Here is a 15,626-nt window from a genome sequence, read left to right as displayed (position 1 = left end):
CCTACAACCCTTTCGCATACGGCGCGGCGTAGCCGGTCTTCAGTGGTTCGTCCCCCAGCCACGCCGCGAGCTCCTCGGCCCGGGCATCGAGAGCCCGACGCGCTTCCCTTGACAACGGTTCGAGCGGGACGACGTCGATCGTCGAGTCGGCGCGGCGATACCAGCCACCGACGATGCGACCATCCCACCAGGCGGTCTGGCCACCGTTGCCCGCGGAGTCGAAGACCTGCGGCGCGTGGCCGCCGAGATAGAAGCCGCGCTCCTTGTAACCCATGGTGGTCGGGTCGAGTTCCGGCAGGAGCACGGCCTGCGGTTCGACCGGCTCGTCCCCCATGCCGTCGGCCCCGGTGCCCTCGGGTAGATCGTCGGGCAGGACGTGGCCGACTCCGCCACCCTCCAGGTCGACCTGGACGGTCTCGAGTTCGGCCAGCGCCGCGCGCACCGCGGTCTTGGTCGACCCCAGCCACCACACCAGGTCCGTCTCGGTGCCGGGTCCGTAGGTCCGCAGCCAGCGTCCGATCAGCGCGCAGTGCCCGTCGTGGACGCTCATCGACGACAGGTCCTCGCCGAGCCAGAGCGGCATGGACGTCCACGCCGGCCGCGACAGATGCCAGCGCAGCCGGTTGGGTCCGCGGACGATCGCCCCCTCGGCGTCGAGCATGTTGAGCACGCGCGGCCCCATCGGGGCGCGTCCCGCCCACGTGGTGCCCACGCCGTGGCTGATGTAGCCGTCGAGTGCGGGCAGACGCTCGCGGAGTTCGGTGGAGGTCAGCGACTCACCACCGGCGAGTTCGGCCAGGACCGCCTGCCGCGCGGTCTCGATCCAGCCCTCCGGGTCGTCGAAGTCGGGACTGCGCCGGAGGTCGCGCAACATGTTGGTACGTTCCGACGCCGAGATCCGCGGCCCGAGGGCTCCGACGGACTCGGCCAGGATGTCCCGCGGGAAGACGAACAACGTGCGACGCATCGCGAGGTGCTTGACGAGCGACCGGTCGTCGTAGAGGGCGGCGTCGACGGACTCGCGCGTGAGCTCCGGACCGACCCGGGCCCATGCGGCCAGGTAAACGGTCGACGGTGTGGTGGCGTGCAAACCGACCATCGTGGCGGCGGCTTCGACGGGGTCGGCGGCTCGGGACGAGACATCGAGGTGTTGCCGGCGCATGAGGCGAGCGCGGCGTTGCGCGTCGGTGATCGACAGGCGGCGGCTCATCGCACGGGCACCCGGGGTGGTCGCATGGACAGATCGTAGTGATCGGAGCCGACACCACGGGTGACCCGGCAGGCGAGGAGGGGACGCGGGTGCCGGAGACCGCCGACCCCCGTCGACCCGGTGTCCGGCACCCGCGCGGTCGTGTGGGCCGAACGACACACAGCCCCCGACGGGCAGTGTTTCGCGACACTTTCGGTGTGTCCTTCGACCGACGCAACCTGTGCGCTTCCCGACCCCCGTCGAGTTGCGCCCCACCAGCAGACCCCACGAACGCGACCCACTCCACCCCCGTTCCGGAAACCGGCACATAAGCGCAGATCACGCCCCTAACGGACTATCCGGACCGGACAGAACCGGTTCCGGATCCGGCGGCACGTCCGGTGATCCGCGGTCCGCGGTGTGGCCGTCACCACATCGGATCGCCGATGGTGGCGCGGCGGGATCGGCTATCGCATGATGGTGCGGTCGATCTGTCGGGGCGAGCACAAGGACAGCTGAGTGGATTTCGGTCAGGCACTCACGCGACTGTTCGTGCAAGCCGGCCGGCCCACGCTGCGCGCCGCGGCGACACGGGCCCGGGTCTCGGCGCAGCGGATCAGTGACTGGCGTAACGGCCGTCATCTCCCCCGCGACTTCGCGACGGTCGAACCGCTGCTCGTCTGGCTGACCGCACGCGCCGTCGCCGCCGGGACCGACGACGTCCTGACCATCCCGCAGTGGCGGGAGATGTGGGACCGCCGGACGCCCGACGAGACCCCCACCGCCGAGCCGCCCGCACCGCAGCATGCCCGGCCGTTCCCCGGCCTCGCGACCCTCACCGCGGCCGACAGTCAGATGTACTTCGGCCGGGACGACGTCGTCGGCACCCTCGTCGATGCGATCCTGTCGGCCCGCTCCGGACCGCCGCCGCTGTCCCCCGCGTCGCGGCTGGTGGTGGTCACCGGGGTCTCGGGATCGGGCAAGTCGTCACTGCTCCGTGCCGGTCTCGCCCGGGACGCACGATTGTCGTCGCCCCGACTCGGCGAGATCACCCCGAGCGGGCTCGTCATCGCCGACCCGGACGTGCCGGGAGCCACCGATGCGCCGGCCGCGACGACCGGGGAGGCGGTCATCGTCATCGACCAGTTCGAGAACGTCTTCTCGCTCGAGGACCCGCTGCGGACCGAGACGCTGCGCGAGGTCGAAGAACTGGCGTCCGACGTCGTGGTCGTGGTCGGCGTGCGCGCCGACTTCTTCAGTCAGTGCGTCGAGCACCCGTTCCTCGCCGACGCGTGGCAGCACCGCTGCGTGATCGTCTCGGAGATGACCCGCACGCAGTTGCGCGAGGTGATCACCGCGCCCGTCCGACTCGCCGGCGGCCGCATCGAGACCGGACTCGCCGACGTGATGATCACCGAGCTGTACGAGGCGTCGACCGGCGGTGACCGCGCCGGCCGCCTCCCGTTGCTGGCGCACGTTCTCCAGGCGACCTGGGCACGCCGCACCGGTAACCGCATGACCCTGTCCGGGTACCGGGCCACCGGCGGTATCGCCCGCGCGGTCGCCGACACCGCCGAGACGGCCTGGGCGGCGATCGATCCGCGTCATCGGGATCTCGCACGCGCGGTCCTCCTCGCCCTGGTGCACGTCGGGCCGGCCGGCATCGCGCTGCGCGTGCCACTCTCCACGTCGACCATCGCGAACCGGTTCCCGCCCGAGGTCGCGACCGTCATCGACGAATTCGCCCAGGCCAGGCTGCTCACGGTGTCCACCGACTCGGTGATGCTCGTGCACGACGTGGTGCTCACCGCCTGGCCGCGTCTGGCCGAGTGGATCGCCGACGACACCGACAACCACCTCTGGCGCCAGCAGGTCGACGCCGACACCGCGGCGTGGCTGGCCAACGGGCGCGGCCGGTCGTTCCTCTACACCGGGTCCCGCCTCGAGGACGCCAAGCGCCGGCGACGAACCCTGCGCAGCGACTACCTGCATCTGCTGAGCAACGAGAACGACGCCTTCCTCGACGCCGCGGTCGCCATGCAGCAGCGGCGCCGCATCACGCGCGTCGGCGCGGTGTCGGTGATCGTCGTGCTGGCCATCGCGGCGTCCATCACCGCCGCCATCGGCTTCCGGCAGGCCCACGACCTGCGCCAACAGCGCAACGCCGCCGAACGATCGGCTCTGTTGTCGCACATCGACAGCATCCAGTACTCCAACCCGTCGCTGGCCGCGCGACTGTTGCTCGTCGCCCACGAGGTCTATCCCGACGACCCGACCGTCCAGAGCCGCTTGCGCGGCGCCGCGACGACGCCCCTGGTGGCCCCGCTGACCGGCCATACCGGCCCGGTCTACGACCTGTCGTTCAACCGGACGGGCACGCAGCTCGCATCGGCGAGCGGCGACCGGACCGTGCGCGTCTGGGCCCGGTCCGGCTCGTCGGACTATCGCGAGATCGCGGTCCTGCGCGGCTTCGGCAACTACGTCACCAGCACCGACTTCCACCCGACCCGGCAACTGCTGGCGAGCAGCAGCGGGGACGGTTCCGTCCGGATGTGGGACCTGACCGACGCACCGAACCCGCGGCTGGCGACGACGGTGTCCCCGGGCCACGGCACCGTCTACATGGTGCGGTTCTCCGCCGACGGCCGGACCCTGGCCGCATCGTCCGACGACGGCACGATCACGATGTACGCCGTCTCACCGACCGGAGCGATCCGGGAGACGGCCGTCCTGCGCGGCCACACCGCCGCGGCGCGCACCCTCTCCTTCAGCCCCGACGGACGCGTCCTGGCCAGCGGCGGCGACGACCGGACCGTCCGGCTGTGGACGACCGGCGAATCGCCGCAGCCGCTGGGTGGGCCGCTGACCGGCTTCCCCAGCATCACCCATGCCGTCGCGTTCAGCCCGGACAGCCGCTCGCTGGCGATCACCGGCGACAGTCCGAACACCCAACTCTGGGACGTGGCCGACCCGCTCGCACCCCGCCCGCTGAGCACGTCGCTGCCCAACAGCACGGCCGGGTCGTGGTCGATCGCTTTCGACGGTTCGGGTGCGCAGTTGGCCTCCGCCCGCGCCGACGGCCTGGTCCGGGTGTGGAACACCGCGAACCCGGCCTCGCCGATCCTGCAGTGGGCGCTGCAGACGACCTCCGAACAGGGCTCGGTGCGGACCTTCGCGGCCCGGTTCGACCCCAGCGGCCGCCAACTCGTCTCCGGTCGCTCCGACGGGACGATCGACGTCTGGAGCCTGCCCGGCCGAACCGAACCCGACCGGGGCGGGACCATCACCGGCGTGGACACCGACGACGCGCAACGAGTCCTGGCGACGGTCGGCGCCGACACCACCCTGAACCTGTGGACGATGTCCGACGGCCTCACCCTGCGATCGCGCACGCCCATCCAGCGTCGGGTCAACGACCATCCGCGGGTCAGCCTCAACGGCCCCGGCACCCTCGCCGCGACCGCCAACAACAACGGCGGGCTCGTCGAGTTGTGGGACATCACCGACACCGCGGCCCCGCGACGCGCCGCGGCCCTCGACGTCGCCACCCGCTATTCGTTCCCGGTCGCCTTCGCGCCGTCGGGCCATCTGCTCGCGACCGGAGACACCGACACCACCGTGGCCCTGTGGGACACCTCGGTGCCCGGCTCCCCGCGACGCGTGGGCGCACCGCTGCGCGGACCCACCGACCTCATCCGCAACGTCGCCTTCAGCTCCGACGGCGCGCGGCTCGCGGTCACCTCCGACGACAAACGCGTCTACCTGTACGACCTGACGTCGCCGGGCGCGGACCCGGTCGACGTCATCACCGCCGAGGCGCCGGCCGCCCAGGCCGTATTCGACGGCGATGTGCTGGTGGTCGCCTCCCGCGACCTCTCCACGTGGCGGCTCCCGCCGGCCGGCACGGACGCCGAACCCGAACTGATCGACCGGGAGGAGGACATGTTCGCCTCGACGGTGTCCGTCGCGCCGAACCGCCTCACGGTGGGTACCGCGACGCACGAGCTGATCAGTTTCGCCCTCGACGACGACGGCCGGCTCACCGACCCGCAATCGGTCGGGACGCTGCTCGCGACCACCGACACGACCACCACCTGGCAACTACCCGCCCAACTCCCCACCGACGAGGACATCATCTCCGGCGGTGACACCACCGGGAACGTCTACCTGCACACGCTCGATCTCGACGAAGCCCGCGACTGGATCTGCGCCAGCACCGCACCCGTCACCGACGCCCAGCGCGACGCCTATCTCCCGCACATCGACGCTCGCGCGGACTGCCGTCGGGACTGAAGCCGTTGCGGCTCAGCGGAAGCCGAGCACCTCGTCGCCCCACGCCTCCCAGATCGCGCCGTCGAGGTTCTGCACGACCCGGTCCTCGGCGTCGATCCGCAACACCGGGCGATGGCCGGTGTCGTAGGTCGGCCAGGGATCCCCGAGCGCCCCGGCGTCCGGCTCCTGACCGTGTGCGAATGCGGTCCACCGTCGGATCATCCTCTCCGACAACGCTTCTCCCTGCTTACGTCCGCCGAGCAAGAACGTGATGTCCTTCGGCCCGTTGCCCAGATTCCCCCACACGTACGGGACCTCGGTCGCATGGGCGGCCCCCAGACCGAGCAGCCGGAACATCCGCGTCGTCCAGTCGTAGCGGTACACATAGACCGGCGCCGAACGCGCATGCGCCTCCGCGAGCCACAGCGTGGGCATGCGGAACGCCACGTCACGCGCGACGCCGAGCCCGGTGACCTTCGGGCGCAGACCGGAATACGCGGAGAGCACCTGCGCACGTTCGGGCAGGACGACGTCCGGATACTCCTTCGCCATCCCGGCGAACATGCGCTCGATGTCGGCGGTGGTGATCGGCATCAGTGGCGACTTCATGTATTTGAAGAGATTCGCCTCGTCGCGGTTGGTCCCGATGATCAGCGGCACCGGATGCGCCCGACCCGCGCGATAGACGTCGAGGGGATGTTCGGGCAGCAGATCGCCGTCGATGACCGGCGCGAACGCGATGGTCCCCGGCACCTCGGTGGGGACCTTCTCGAACAGCGTGGTGGTGATCGCCGAACACGTCATGCCGTCGAGTTGTTCGAGACGCCCGACGATCTCGCCGGTGTCGAGTTCACCGGCGTCGATCCCGGCGACCTCGAGCAGTTGGTCGGCGACCCGCGCGGCCCGGTCGGCGCCGTACATCGACGTCACGGGCGAACTCTGCGCGATGGCCCGGCCGAAGAGCCCCGCCGCGGCCGGCATGGTGAGCAGCGCGGTGACCAGTCCCGCGCCGGCCGACTCGCCGAACACCGTCACCTTGTCGGGATCACCGCCGAAGGCGGCGATGTGGTCGCGGACCCAGCGCAACGCGGTGAGTACGTCGCTGAGGCCGGCATTCGACTCGAACCGCGGGTCGATCGACGACAGGTCGGCGAACCCGAGCACACCGAGCCGGTAGTTCAGCGTCACGACGACCACGTCGCCGGTGGCGGCGAGGTTCGAACCCTCGTAGAACGGCTGGGCTCCCGACCCCAGCACGTAGGCGCCGCCGTGCAGCCACACCATGACCGGGAGTCCGACGGCGTCGTCGGCGTGCTCCGCGGCCCCCGGCGGGGTCCAGACGTTGAGGAACAGGCAGTCCTCGTCCATGACCACATCGGGACCTAGACGCACGGCGGGGTTGAGTTGTTGCGGGCAGACCGCGCCGAAGGTCGAGGCATCCACCACGTCCTCGGGCGCATCGGCCTCCTCGAGGGGAACCGCACGGCGCCAGCGCAACTCCCCCACGGGCGGACGGGCGTACCGGATGCCCCGCCACACGTCGGCCCGTTCCCCGGCTACCCCGCGGAAGGTGCCGACCCGGGTCTGGGCCGTTGGGCGGGTCCCGTCCGGAGCCACGCCGTCGGTCGGGGACGTCGAGTTGGCGGAGGTGCCCGGTTCGTCGTGCTTCATCCGTCCATCGTGCACCGTGAACCTGTTCTCGTAATCCAGAACTCGGCCGTGTCTGCTGGGTATGGTGACCGCATGGAGCTACTACGCAACGTCGTAATCTTCCTGCACATCATCGGCTTCGCCGTGACCTTCGGCGGCTGGGTCACCCAACTCGTGGCTCGCGAGTTCCGGTTCACCCGCGTGATGGACTACGGACTCCTGCTGTCCCTGCTGACCGGGCTCGCGCTCGCGGCTCCGTGGCCGGCCGGTATCGAGCTGAACTACCCGAAGATCGGCATCAAGCTGGTGATCCTGCTCGTCCTCGGCGGGATCCTCGGCATGGGCAGTGCCCGGCAGAAGCGCACCGGCGAACCCGTACCGCGCGCCCTGTTCTGGTCCGTCGGCGCCCTGTCCCTGCTGGCCGCGGGCCTCGCCGTGATCTGGTAGCCCGGGCCGGCGAGCCGAACCCGCGAGACGACAGACGCCGCGCACCGGAAGAGGTGCGCGGCGTTCGTGCGTGGAGCCCCCTGTCGGGATTGAACCGACGACCGCTCGCTTACAAGGCGAGTGCTCTACCACTGAGCTAAGGAGGCGCGCGGGGCGAGTATATCGGCCGCACCTCTTCCGCTTCATCCGCACCCGGCGGACCGGCCGGGCCGCGATCAGCCCCGGATGGCCGCGACCGCTTCGATCTCCACCAGCTGATCGTCGTAGGCGAGCACCGAGACGCCCAGCAGGCTGCCGGCCGGCTTGTGGTCGCCGAAGGCCTCGGTCACCGCGTCCCACGCGACCACCAGATCGGCCTGCAGGTGTTCGGCGACGAAGACGGTGACCTTCGCGACGTCGCGCAGCGTCGCGCCGGACTCGATCAGCGCGGCCTCGAGGTTTCTCATGCACTGCACGGCCTGTTCGCGGACGTTCCCGGGTGCGACGGTCGCGCCGTCGTCGTCGATGGGGGCCGCACCGGCCGTGAAGACGAGACTTCCGGGACTCACCGTGGCACTGCGGGTGTGGCCGTCTCGCGGACCGTTGATCTGTACCGAGGACATGCCGCGATCGTAGACGAGCAACCCCGGTCACCACCGCCGTCGGCTCCTCCGCCGACCCTGCCGGAGTCGTCCGGACGAAGGAGGTGTATCCAGTCTCCTGTCAGGGTTGAACCGGCCGGGTGTCGGTTACCCCGCGAGCACTCCACCATAGACCCGAGGAGGCCTGCGTGCGCGAACAGATCGGCCGTGTCCTGCGTCGGCTCAGCGGCAGCCGGCAGGCGACGATCGACACCATCGAACCGGGCAGCATCATGGTGTCGCCGCGTAAGCCGATCGAACCGTTCGACGTCGCGGCCATCACCGAGGTCCTCGACCTCGCCACCAAGATCGGGGCGGTGCTGCTCGACTCGGGCACGGGAGCCATCGACACCCAGACGCAGATCAAGTTCGTCGCCGGCGTGTACGGCCTCGAGGACGTCGACGTCGACGTCACCTACAACACGATCGTCGTCAGCGCGCGGCGCGGCGCGACGCTCCCGCCGATCACGACCATGGAGCAGGTCTACTACCGGTCGATGGACTTCACCCGGCTCGCGCAGGTCGACCGGCTCGTCCGTCGCATCCGCGATTCGTTCATCAGCCCGTCCACCGCGCACCAGATGGTCGACGAGATCATCACCGCGCCGCACCCCTATCCGCACTGGCTGGCCACGACCGCCTGGGGGATCATGGCGTCGGGCATCGCGGTACTCCTCGGCGGCGAATACCTCGTCGCCGCGCTCGCCTTCCTGACGACCGTGGTGACGGTCACCGTCAACCGCTGGCTCAACCGCATCGGGACACCGGTCTTCTTCCAGCAGCTGACCGGCGGTTTCATCGCGGTGGTCCCGGCCGCCCTGGTCTTCGCCGCGGCCGAACGACTCGGTGTGCAGATCGCGCCGTCGCAGGTCATCGCGGCCGGCATCGTCGTGTTGCTCTCGGGGTTGTCCCTTGTCGGCTCGGTCCAGGACGCGATCACCGGCGCACCGATCACCGGTGTCGCCCGGTTCTTCGAGTTGCTGCTGATGACCGGCGGCATCATCGCCGGTGTCGGCGTCGCGATCCGAATCCTGGAGGCGGGCGGCATCTTCCTGCCCACGATCACCACGACCACCAGCTTCGAGGTCGTCGAACTGCCGATCCGGGTGATCGCCGGCGCGGTCGCCGCCTGCGCCTACGCGCTGGCCAGCTACGCCGAGACGCGCGCCCTCGGCGTGGCGTTCCTCGGCGGTTTCATCGGCACCGCGGTCGCGGCGGCCTCGACGTTCACCGACATCGGCGACGTCATCGCCAACGGTCTCGCGGCGGCGTTCGTCGGACTGATCGGCGGCCTGCTGGCACGCCGCGCGTTGACCCCGCCGCTGGTCGTCGCGGTGGCCGGCATCACCCCGCTGCTGCCCGGTCTCGCGGTGTATCGCGGCCTCTACGGCATCCTCGGCGACCAGACGCTCGACGGATTCACCTGGATCGCGAACGCGCTGGCCATCGGCTGCGCCCTCGCTGCGGGGGTCACGCTGGGCGAGTTCGTCGCCCGGTCGCTGCGTCGCCCTCAGCTGCCACCCCGTCCGGACTGGCGCCTCCGCCGAAGGATCGCCCTGCGCGAAGCCCGTGAGGCGCGGCAGGCCGACGCGGCGGCACGACGGGCCCGGGCGAACCGGTGGCGGCCGCCACCGCCACGACGCTGACGCCGGACGGGTGGCCGTGAGCACCACCGATGTCCGGGTAGAATGCGGAGTCGGGCGTGTCATCGGACGGCCGCTCCAGTCAGCAACGGACCGAGACACCGCACGGCTGCGCCTCGTCATCGCGCACCGAACCGCACACCATGCCGCACAACGAGGGGACTCACATGCCCGCGAAGACCACCGACGCGACCGACATCACCGACGACGAACTGGAGCCGGTGGCCGACGAGACCGCCAACTCGGCACGCCGAGTCGTCGCCGCGTACGCCACCGACGCCGACGAGTGCCGGATGCTGTTCGCCATGCTGGGGATCGCGCCGGGCGAGAACGCCTGAGCAGGTGGCTCCGCGCGCAGGAGAAACCAACCCCGATACCGCCGGAGTGACCGGCACCGACCGGTCCACCCACGACGGTGCCGAGTTCGTGGTCGTCGCGAACCGCCTGCCCGTCGACAAAGAGGTCCTGCCCGACGGCACGGTCAACTGGAAGCAGAGTCCCGGCGGACTCGTGACCGCGCTCGAGCCGATCCTGCGCGCCAACACCGGGGCCTGGGTCGGCTGGTCGGGCATTCCCGACTCCGATGACAACCCCGACATCGAGGGCATCGACATCCACGCGGTCCCGCTGTCGGCGCAAGAGATCGCCGAGTACTACGAGGGCTTCTCCAACGCCACCCTGTGGCCGCTCTACCACGACGTCATCGTCAAGCCCGAGTACCACCGCGAATGGTGGAACACCTACGTCGAGGTGAACCGACGCTTCGCCGAGGCGGCCTCGCGAGCCGCGGGCGAGGGGGCCGTCGTCTGGGTGCAGGATTACCAGCTCCAACTGGTGCCGAAGATGCTGCGCATGCTGCGGCCCGACGTCAAGATCGGCTTCTTCCTGCACATCCCGTTCCCGCCGGTCGAGCTGTTCATGCAGATGCCGTGGCGGACCGAGATCGTCGAAGGACTGCTCGGCGCCGACCTCATCGGATTCCACCTGCCGGGTGGGGCACAGAACTTCCTCTTCCTCGCCCGACGCCTCGCCGGGCAGGCCACCAGCAAGGGCACCGTCGGCGTGCGCTCGCGCTTCGGCGTGGTGCAGGTCGGTTTCCGCACCGTGCGCGTCGGCGCGTTCCCCATCTCGATCGACTCCGGGGAGCTCGACGCACTGTCCAAGACCCGCAAGATCCGGGAGCGCGCCGCCGAGATCCGCCGTGAGCTGGGCAATCCGAAGACGATCATGCTCGGCGTCGACCGGCTCGACTACACCAAAGGCATCGACGTCCGGCTCAAGGCCATCTCCGAGTTGCTGGCCGAGGAGCGACTCGATCCCGCCGACACGGTGATGCTGCAGCTCGCGACGCCCAGCCGTGAGCGCGTCGAGAGCTACAAGCAGATGCGCGCCGGTATCGAGCAACTCGTCGGGAACATCAACGGCACCTACGCGAGCGTGGGCCAGCCGGTCGTGCAGTACCTGCACCGTCCGGTGCCGCGTGAGGAACTCGTCGCCTTCTTCGTCGCGGCCGACGTCATGCTGGTCACGCCACTGCGTGACGGCATGAACCTGGTCGCCAAGGAGTACGTGGCCTGCCGGGGTGACCTGGGCGGCGCGCTCGTCCTCAGCGAGTTCACCGGCGCGGCAGCCGAACTGCGCTCGGCGTACCAGGCCAACCCGTACGACCTCGACGGCGTCAAGGACGCGATCGAGGCCGCGGTCGAACAGAGCGAACACGAGGGCAGGCGGCGCATGCGCGCGCTGCGCAGGCAGGTCCTCGCACACGACGTCGCGAAGTGGGCGGAGAGCTTCCTCGGCACCCTCGGTGCCGACTCCGACACCGAACTGTCGCCCAACCGGGGTGTTCATCTGGTGGACGAGCCCGAGTGAGCCACACCGGGATTCCCGCCGAACTCACCGACGCGCTGGTCCGGGTCGCCGGCGTGGGGGTGCTGCTCGTGGCCAGCGACTACGACGGATGTGTCTCGCCGATCGTCGCGCGTCCCGAGGACGCCGTCCCCGAACCCGCGTCGATCGACGCTCTCGTCGCCGCCGCGGCACTTCCCGACACCGTCGTCGCCGTGGTGTCCGGCCGCGAACGGGCCGTGCTCGCGGAACTGTCCGGCCTCACTGCCCCGGTCGTGCTGGTCGGTAGTCACGGCAGTGAGTTCGAGTCCGGGTTCGCGGTCGAGGTCACCGACGAAGCGCGCGCGCTGTTGACCCGTCTGATCGACGAGTTGCGCGCCATCGCAGCGGAATTCCCGGGCAGCACGGTCGAGGTCAAACCGGCGAGCACGGTGCTGCACGTGCGTAACGCGTCGGCGTCCGACGCCGTCGCCGCGCTCGATCGCGCCCGCACCGGCCCGGCCTCCTGGCCGGGGGTGCACACCACCGAGGGCAAGGCCGTTCTCGAACTCGCGGTGATCGAGACCAGCAAGGGCCACGCCCTCGACACCCTGCGCGCGGCCGTCGGCGCCGACGCGGTCATCTACCTCGGCGACGACGTCACCGACGAGAAGGCCTTCGCCCACCTGCGTCCGCAGACCGGTGACATCGGCATCAAGGTCGGTGAAGGTGACACCGCCGCCGACTATCGCATCGCCGACACCGACGATGTGGCAACGGTTCTCGCGTTCGTGGCCGAGCAGCGGGCACGGACGGCCTCGGCTCGCTAGGCAGGCTGGGCGGGTGCGACGACGAGCGGGTCCGTCGTCACCGCCCGCCGCGCACTCTCCCGGATCACCTCGTGCACGAAGCCGAGTTTGCGCACGACGGGCTCGGGGATGGTGAACGGATAGAGCGGCCGGCGCCCCATGGCCACGTTCACCCGATTCAACATGAGCGACAACCACTTCCAGTCGTAGAGCAGCCGTTCGATCGGCTCGTCGGCGTACGACCGGAGCGGCACGATGTCACGGTCCATGGTGAACCGGACCTGCTGCGCGTCGAGATTCAGCCCGGATTCCCGGGCGGTGTCGATGGTCCCGGTGATGTGGAGGTAGTGCGCGAAGCACTCGGCGAAGTCCTCCCACGGATGCATCGTGGCGTACTCGGAGATGTACGACTCGCGCCAGTTCTCCGGTGCCCCGAACCGATAGTGGCGGTTGATCGCGTCGGCGTAGCTCGCGCGTTCGTCGCCGAACAGGTCCCGGCACCGGTCGAGGTAGCGTTCCGCGCCCGGGCCGGTCTCGACGAGGACGTGTTCGTAGTAGTGCCCGGTCTCGTGGCGGAAATGACCCAGCATGGTGCGGTACTGCTCGCCGAGGTCGACCCGGAGGCGCTCCCGATAGGCGTCCTGGGTCTCGGCGAGGTCGATGGTCACCACCCCGCCCGCGTGCCCGATCATCACCGGCCGGCCGAGGGTCTGACTCGACAACAGGTCGAAGGCCAGGCCGCCCTCGGTGCGCCAGAACGGCTCCACCGGCAGACCCAGATCGACGAGTTGGTACACCAGCAGCCGCAGGTCGAACGATGCCGGCGCGAGCTTCTCGAGCGCGAGCGTGTCCTCGGCGTCGGGCTGACGCCGGATCAGCGACTCGGGGAAACACCGACCCCGCAGGCCGATGCTGTCCTCGGTGACCTCGGCGAGCGTCAACCAGTTGCATTGCGTCCGATCACGATTCGCACACCACACCCACAGGCGCTTCTCACTCGGCCCGCTCGCTCCGCTCCCGGCGCCGGCGTCGATCTCGACCCCCTCCGGCCCGACCGCGTACAGCGACCGCGACGGCAGGTGCACGCCCACGGTCGTCGCACAGTTCGGGCAGGTCTGACGATCGAAGCCCGACAACGCATTGCAGACCGGACAGGTGAGCGCATGCACGCGCTCACCCTATCCGGACGCGCGCATTCCCGTCGTCGATCGGAAGCTCGCCGCGCACCGTCGCCGTCACCTCGTAGGAGTTGAGGTTGATCGACCCGCGATGGTTGTCGAGGAACGCGGTGTCGGCGGCATCGCGCCCGGTCGAGATCCGCACCAGGCTCTGACGCGGGGCCAGCCCGGTCGCGTCGACGACCACCCACTCACCGTCGACGATCGCCTCGGCGACGGCGTGGAAATCCATCGGCGAACATCCCGGGGCGTACACCGCGACGAGGCGGGCCGGGATGTTCAGCGCCCGCAGCAGCGCGACGACGAGGTGTGCGTAGTCGCGGCACACCCCCGCCCCGGCCAGCAGGGTGTCGGCGGCACCGTCGATGGGATCACTCGTCCCGGGGATGTAGCTGAGCCGGTCCGACACGTACTCCGCGACCTGGGTCAGGATCTCCCCGTCGGGCAGCGACGCGTCGAACTGTCCCGCGGCGAAGCCGAAGAACTTGTCGCACTCGGCATATCGACTCGGGCGCAGATAGGTCGAGCGGTCGGTGATGTCGACGGGCAGCGGATCGGCCGGGGTGAGGACCGACGCCCAGTAGTCGATGTTCAGGACACCCCGCTCCAGCTGGAGCCGGTGAATCCGGGAACCGTGCGGACCGATGATCTCTTCCGGCGTCACCCACTGGCCGTCGAACTCGACCTTGAGTTCTTCCTCCAACTGGAGGCCGGGCAATCGGGCGACGGTGATCTGCATCTCCAGTTCGGTGGGGTCGTCGACCCGCAGTTCGAGCCGTGCGGACACATCGCGGGGCAGCGTCATGGACACACCGTAGGGGATACCGGCGCGGACGGCAGCGGCAGGCGGGCCGACGGCCTGTCTACAGCGTCGCCATCGCCGCGATCGGATCCGCGTAGATGACGCTGAGCGCCACCACCACCGCTGCGCTCTCCTGCACGCGCACACCGAATCTCGACGGTGCGATCTCCAGCGGCCAGGTCAGCGTGGTCGCCTCGTCGAAGGCCGCCTGCACCGGCGCGAGCCCGTGCGGGTGTGCGGCGAAGGCGTCACCGGCCACGACGATGGCATCGGGGTTGATCACATCCCGGATGAGCGCGACCGATTCGCCGAGCACGCGGGCCCGTTCGTCGACGATCCGGGCCGCCGTGGGGCTGATCCCCAGCCGACGCGCCGCGGCCTCCGCGGCGTCGTTGCCGATGACGTTCTGCAACCGGACCCGGGTGAGACCGGGGGCGAGCACCGGAGCCGTGACCGGCAAGTGCGCGATGGTGCCGGCCCCGCGTTCGGGTACGTGTATCCGACCGTCGAGAGTCATTGCCATCCCGGCCGTTTCGCGGGCGTAGAAGAACAACCCGGAGCCCCCGTCGTCACGCGGGTGGGACAGGAGCAGTTCCGCGGCCGCCATCGCCTCGACGTGCTCACAGACCGACACCGGCGTGTCGAGACGCCCGGCAAGTGTTGCGCCCACGGCGAGTTGATGCCAGCCCAGGACCCGGTGGTTCACCACCCCGGTCTCGGCGTCGACCGCGCCACCGACCGCGACGCCTCCCCACAGCACCCGCCGTCCGCTGAACCGGGCCGCGAGTTCGGCGAGCAGTCCGCTGAGGTGCGCGAGCGCGTCCTCCTGATCGCCGGTCGGCGTCAGCACGGCGTGACTGTGCAGTGTGCGGCCGCCGAGGTCGGCGATGACGAGCACGGTCCGGCGGGCGCCGATGTGCATACCCGCGACGCACAGCGAGTCGCGGTCGATGGTCAGCGGATTCTTGGGCCGGCCAATCGCTTTCGGCCCGGCGAGATCGGGGCGTTCGACGACCAGACCGTGAGCGGCCAGCGCGTGCACCTGACGGTTGATGGTGGCCGGCGACAGACCCGTCGTCGCGGCGAGCTGATCCCGCGTCACCGGTCCGCCGACCCGGATCGCATGCAGTACCGCCGCCGCCGGGGTGGAGGTCAGTTGCAGCGCCGCCGGGATCACTCCCCCACTCAT

The 15,626-nt window shown here is 70.1% G+C and carries 12 protein-coding genes and 1 tRNA gene; 6 read left to right on the top strand and 7 right to left on the bottom strand.

Annotated elements, in window-relative coordinates; genetic code table 11:
* Position 1: 1 nt before the first annotated feature.
* On the bottom strand, positions 2–1,210 hold the full coding sequence (locus ACFVHY_RS00580; RefSeq protein WP_390266996.1) for a winged helix DNA-binding domain-containing protein: 1,209 nt from the start codon (positions 1,208–1,210) through the stop codon (positions 2–4).
* A 498-nt stretch (positions 1,211–1,708) separates the two neighbouring features.
* Between ACFVHY_RS00580 and ACFVHY_RS00575 the strand changes: the two genes are divergently transcribed.
* Complete coding sequence (locus ACFVHY_RS00575; RefSeq protein WP_390266994.1) at positions 1,709–5,482, top strand: hypothetical protein; 3,774 nt, start codon at positions 1,709–1,711, stop codon at positions 5,480–5,482.
* A gap of 12 nt (positions 5,483–5,494) precedes the next feature.
* Here the strand turns inward: ACFVHY_RS00575 and ACFVHY_RS00570 are convergent, their stop codons facing one another.
* Positions 5,495–7,132, bottom strand: a complete 1,638-nt coding sequence (locus ACFVHY_RS00570) for a carboxylesterase/lipase family protein (protein WP_390266991.1) — start codon at positions 7,130–7,132, stop codon at positions 5,495–5,497.
* Positions 7,133–7,204: 72 nt separating this feature from the next.
* Here ACFVHY_RS00570 and ACFVHY_RS00565 point away from each other — a divergent pair, with 72 nt between their 5' ends.
* Positions 7,205–7,558: a Fe-S protein gene (locus ACFVHY_RS00565; protein WP_065631513.1), complete on the top strand. Its 354-nt coding sequence runs from the start codon at positions 7,205–7,207 to the stop codon at positions 7,556–7,558.
* Between the two features lie 71 nt (positions 7,559–7,629).
* On the opposite strand, the gene ACFVHY_RS00560 is transcribed toward ACFVHY_RS00565, so the two are convergent.
* Positions 7,630–7,704 (bottom strand) — tRNA-Thr (locus ACFVHY_RS00560).
* A 69-nt stretch (positions 7,705–7,773) separates the two neighbouring features.
* Positions 7,774–8,160: a RidA family protein gene (locus ACFVHY_RS00555; protein WP_058251249.1), complete on the bottom strand. Its 387-nt coding sequence runs from the start codon at positions 8,158–8,160 to the stop codon at positions 7,774–7,776.
* 167 nt (positions 8,161–8,327) lie between these two features.
* Between ACFVHY_RS00555 and ACFVHY_RS00550 the strand changes: the two genes are divergently transcribed.
* From ACFVHY_RS00550 to otsB, 4 genes are all read left to right on the top strand, one after another.
* Complete coding sequence (locus ACFVHY_RS00550; protein ID WP_137810482.1) at positions 8,328–9,824, top strand: threonine/serine exporter ThrE family protein; 1,497 nt, start codon at positions 8,328–8,330, stop codon at positions 9,822–9,824.
* Positions 9,825–9,988: 164 nt separating this feature from the next.
* Positions 9,989–10,159 carry a hypothetical protein gene (locus ACFVHY_RS00545; protein WP_165630609.1) on the top strand — a complete coding sequence of 57 codons (171 nt, stop codon included), beginning with the start codon at positions 9,989–9,991 and terminating at the stop codon, positions 10,157–10,159.
* Positions 10,160–10,205: 46 nt separating this feature from the next.
* Positions 10,206–11,693, top strand: a complete 1,488-nt coding sequence (locus ACFVHY_RS00540) for a trehalose-6-phosphate synthase (RefSeq protein ID WP_288815476.1) — start codon at positions 10,206–10,208, stop codon at positions 11,691–11,693.
* Positions 11,690–12,478, top strand: coding sequence for a trehalose-phosphatase (gene otsB / locus ACFVHY_RS00535; RefSeq protein WP_390266985.1), 789 nt, complete (start codon positions 11,690–11,692; stop codon positions 12,476–12,478). The genes ACFVHY_RS00540 and otsB overlap by 4 nt, the downstream gene beginning before the upstream one ends.
* On the opposite strand, the gene ACFVHY_RS00530 is transcribed toward otsB, so the two are convergent.
* The 3 genes from ACFVHY_RS00530 to ACFVHY_RS00520 are packed head-to-tail and all read right to left on the bottom strand — an operon-like array spanning position 12,475 to position 15,626.
* The gene (locus ACFVHY_RS00530; protein WP_390266982.1) at positions 12,475–13,626 is read right to left on the bottom strand and encodes a putative zinc-binding metallopeptidase; all 1,152 of its coding nucleotides are present in this window, start codon (positions 13,624–13,626) and stop codon (positions 12,475–12,477) included. The two genes, otsB and ACFVHY_RS00530, sit on opposite strands and share 4 nt — an antisense overlap.
* 4 nt (positions 13,627–13,630) lie before the next feature.
* Positions 13,631–14,440, bottom strand: a complete 810-nt coding sequence (locus ACFVHY_RS00525; RefSeq protein WP_078111686.1) for a transglutaminase family protein — start codon at positions 14,438–14,440, stop codon at positions 13,631–13,633.
* A 58-nt stretch (positions 14,441–14,498) separates the two neighbouring features.
* Entirely contained in the window at positions 14,499–15,626 is a 1,128-nt protein-coding gene (locus ACFVHY_RS00520) for an ROK family transcriptional regulator (RefSeq protein WP_078111687.1), read from the bottom strand.

Source organism: Gordonia sp. NPDC127522 (genome assembly GCF_042672305.1).
Classification (GTDB): Bacteria; Actinomycetota; Actinomycetes; order Mycobacteriales; family Mycobacteriaceae; genus Gordonia; species Gordonia hongkongensis.
The sequence above is the reverse complement of the archived record's forward strand: the minus strand, read 5'-3'. Positions and strand labels throughout refer to the sequence as shown.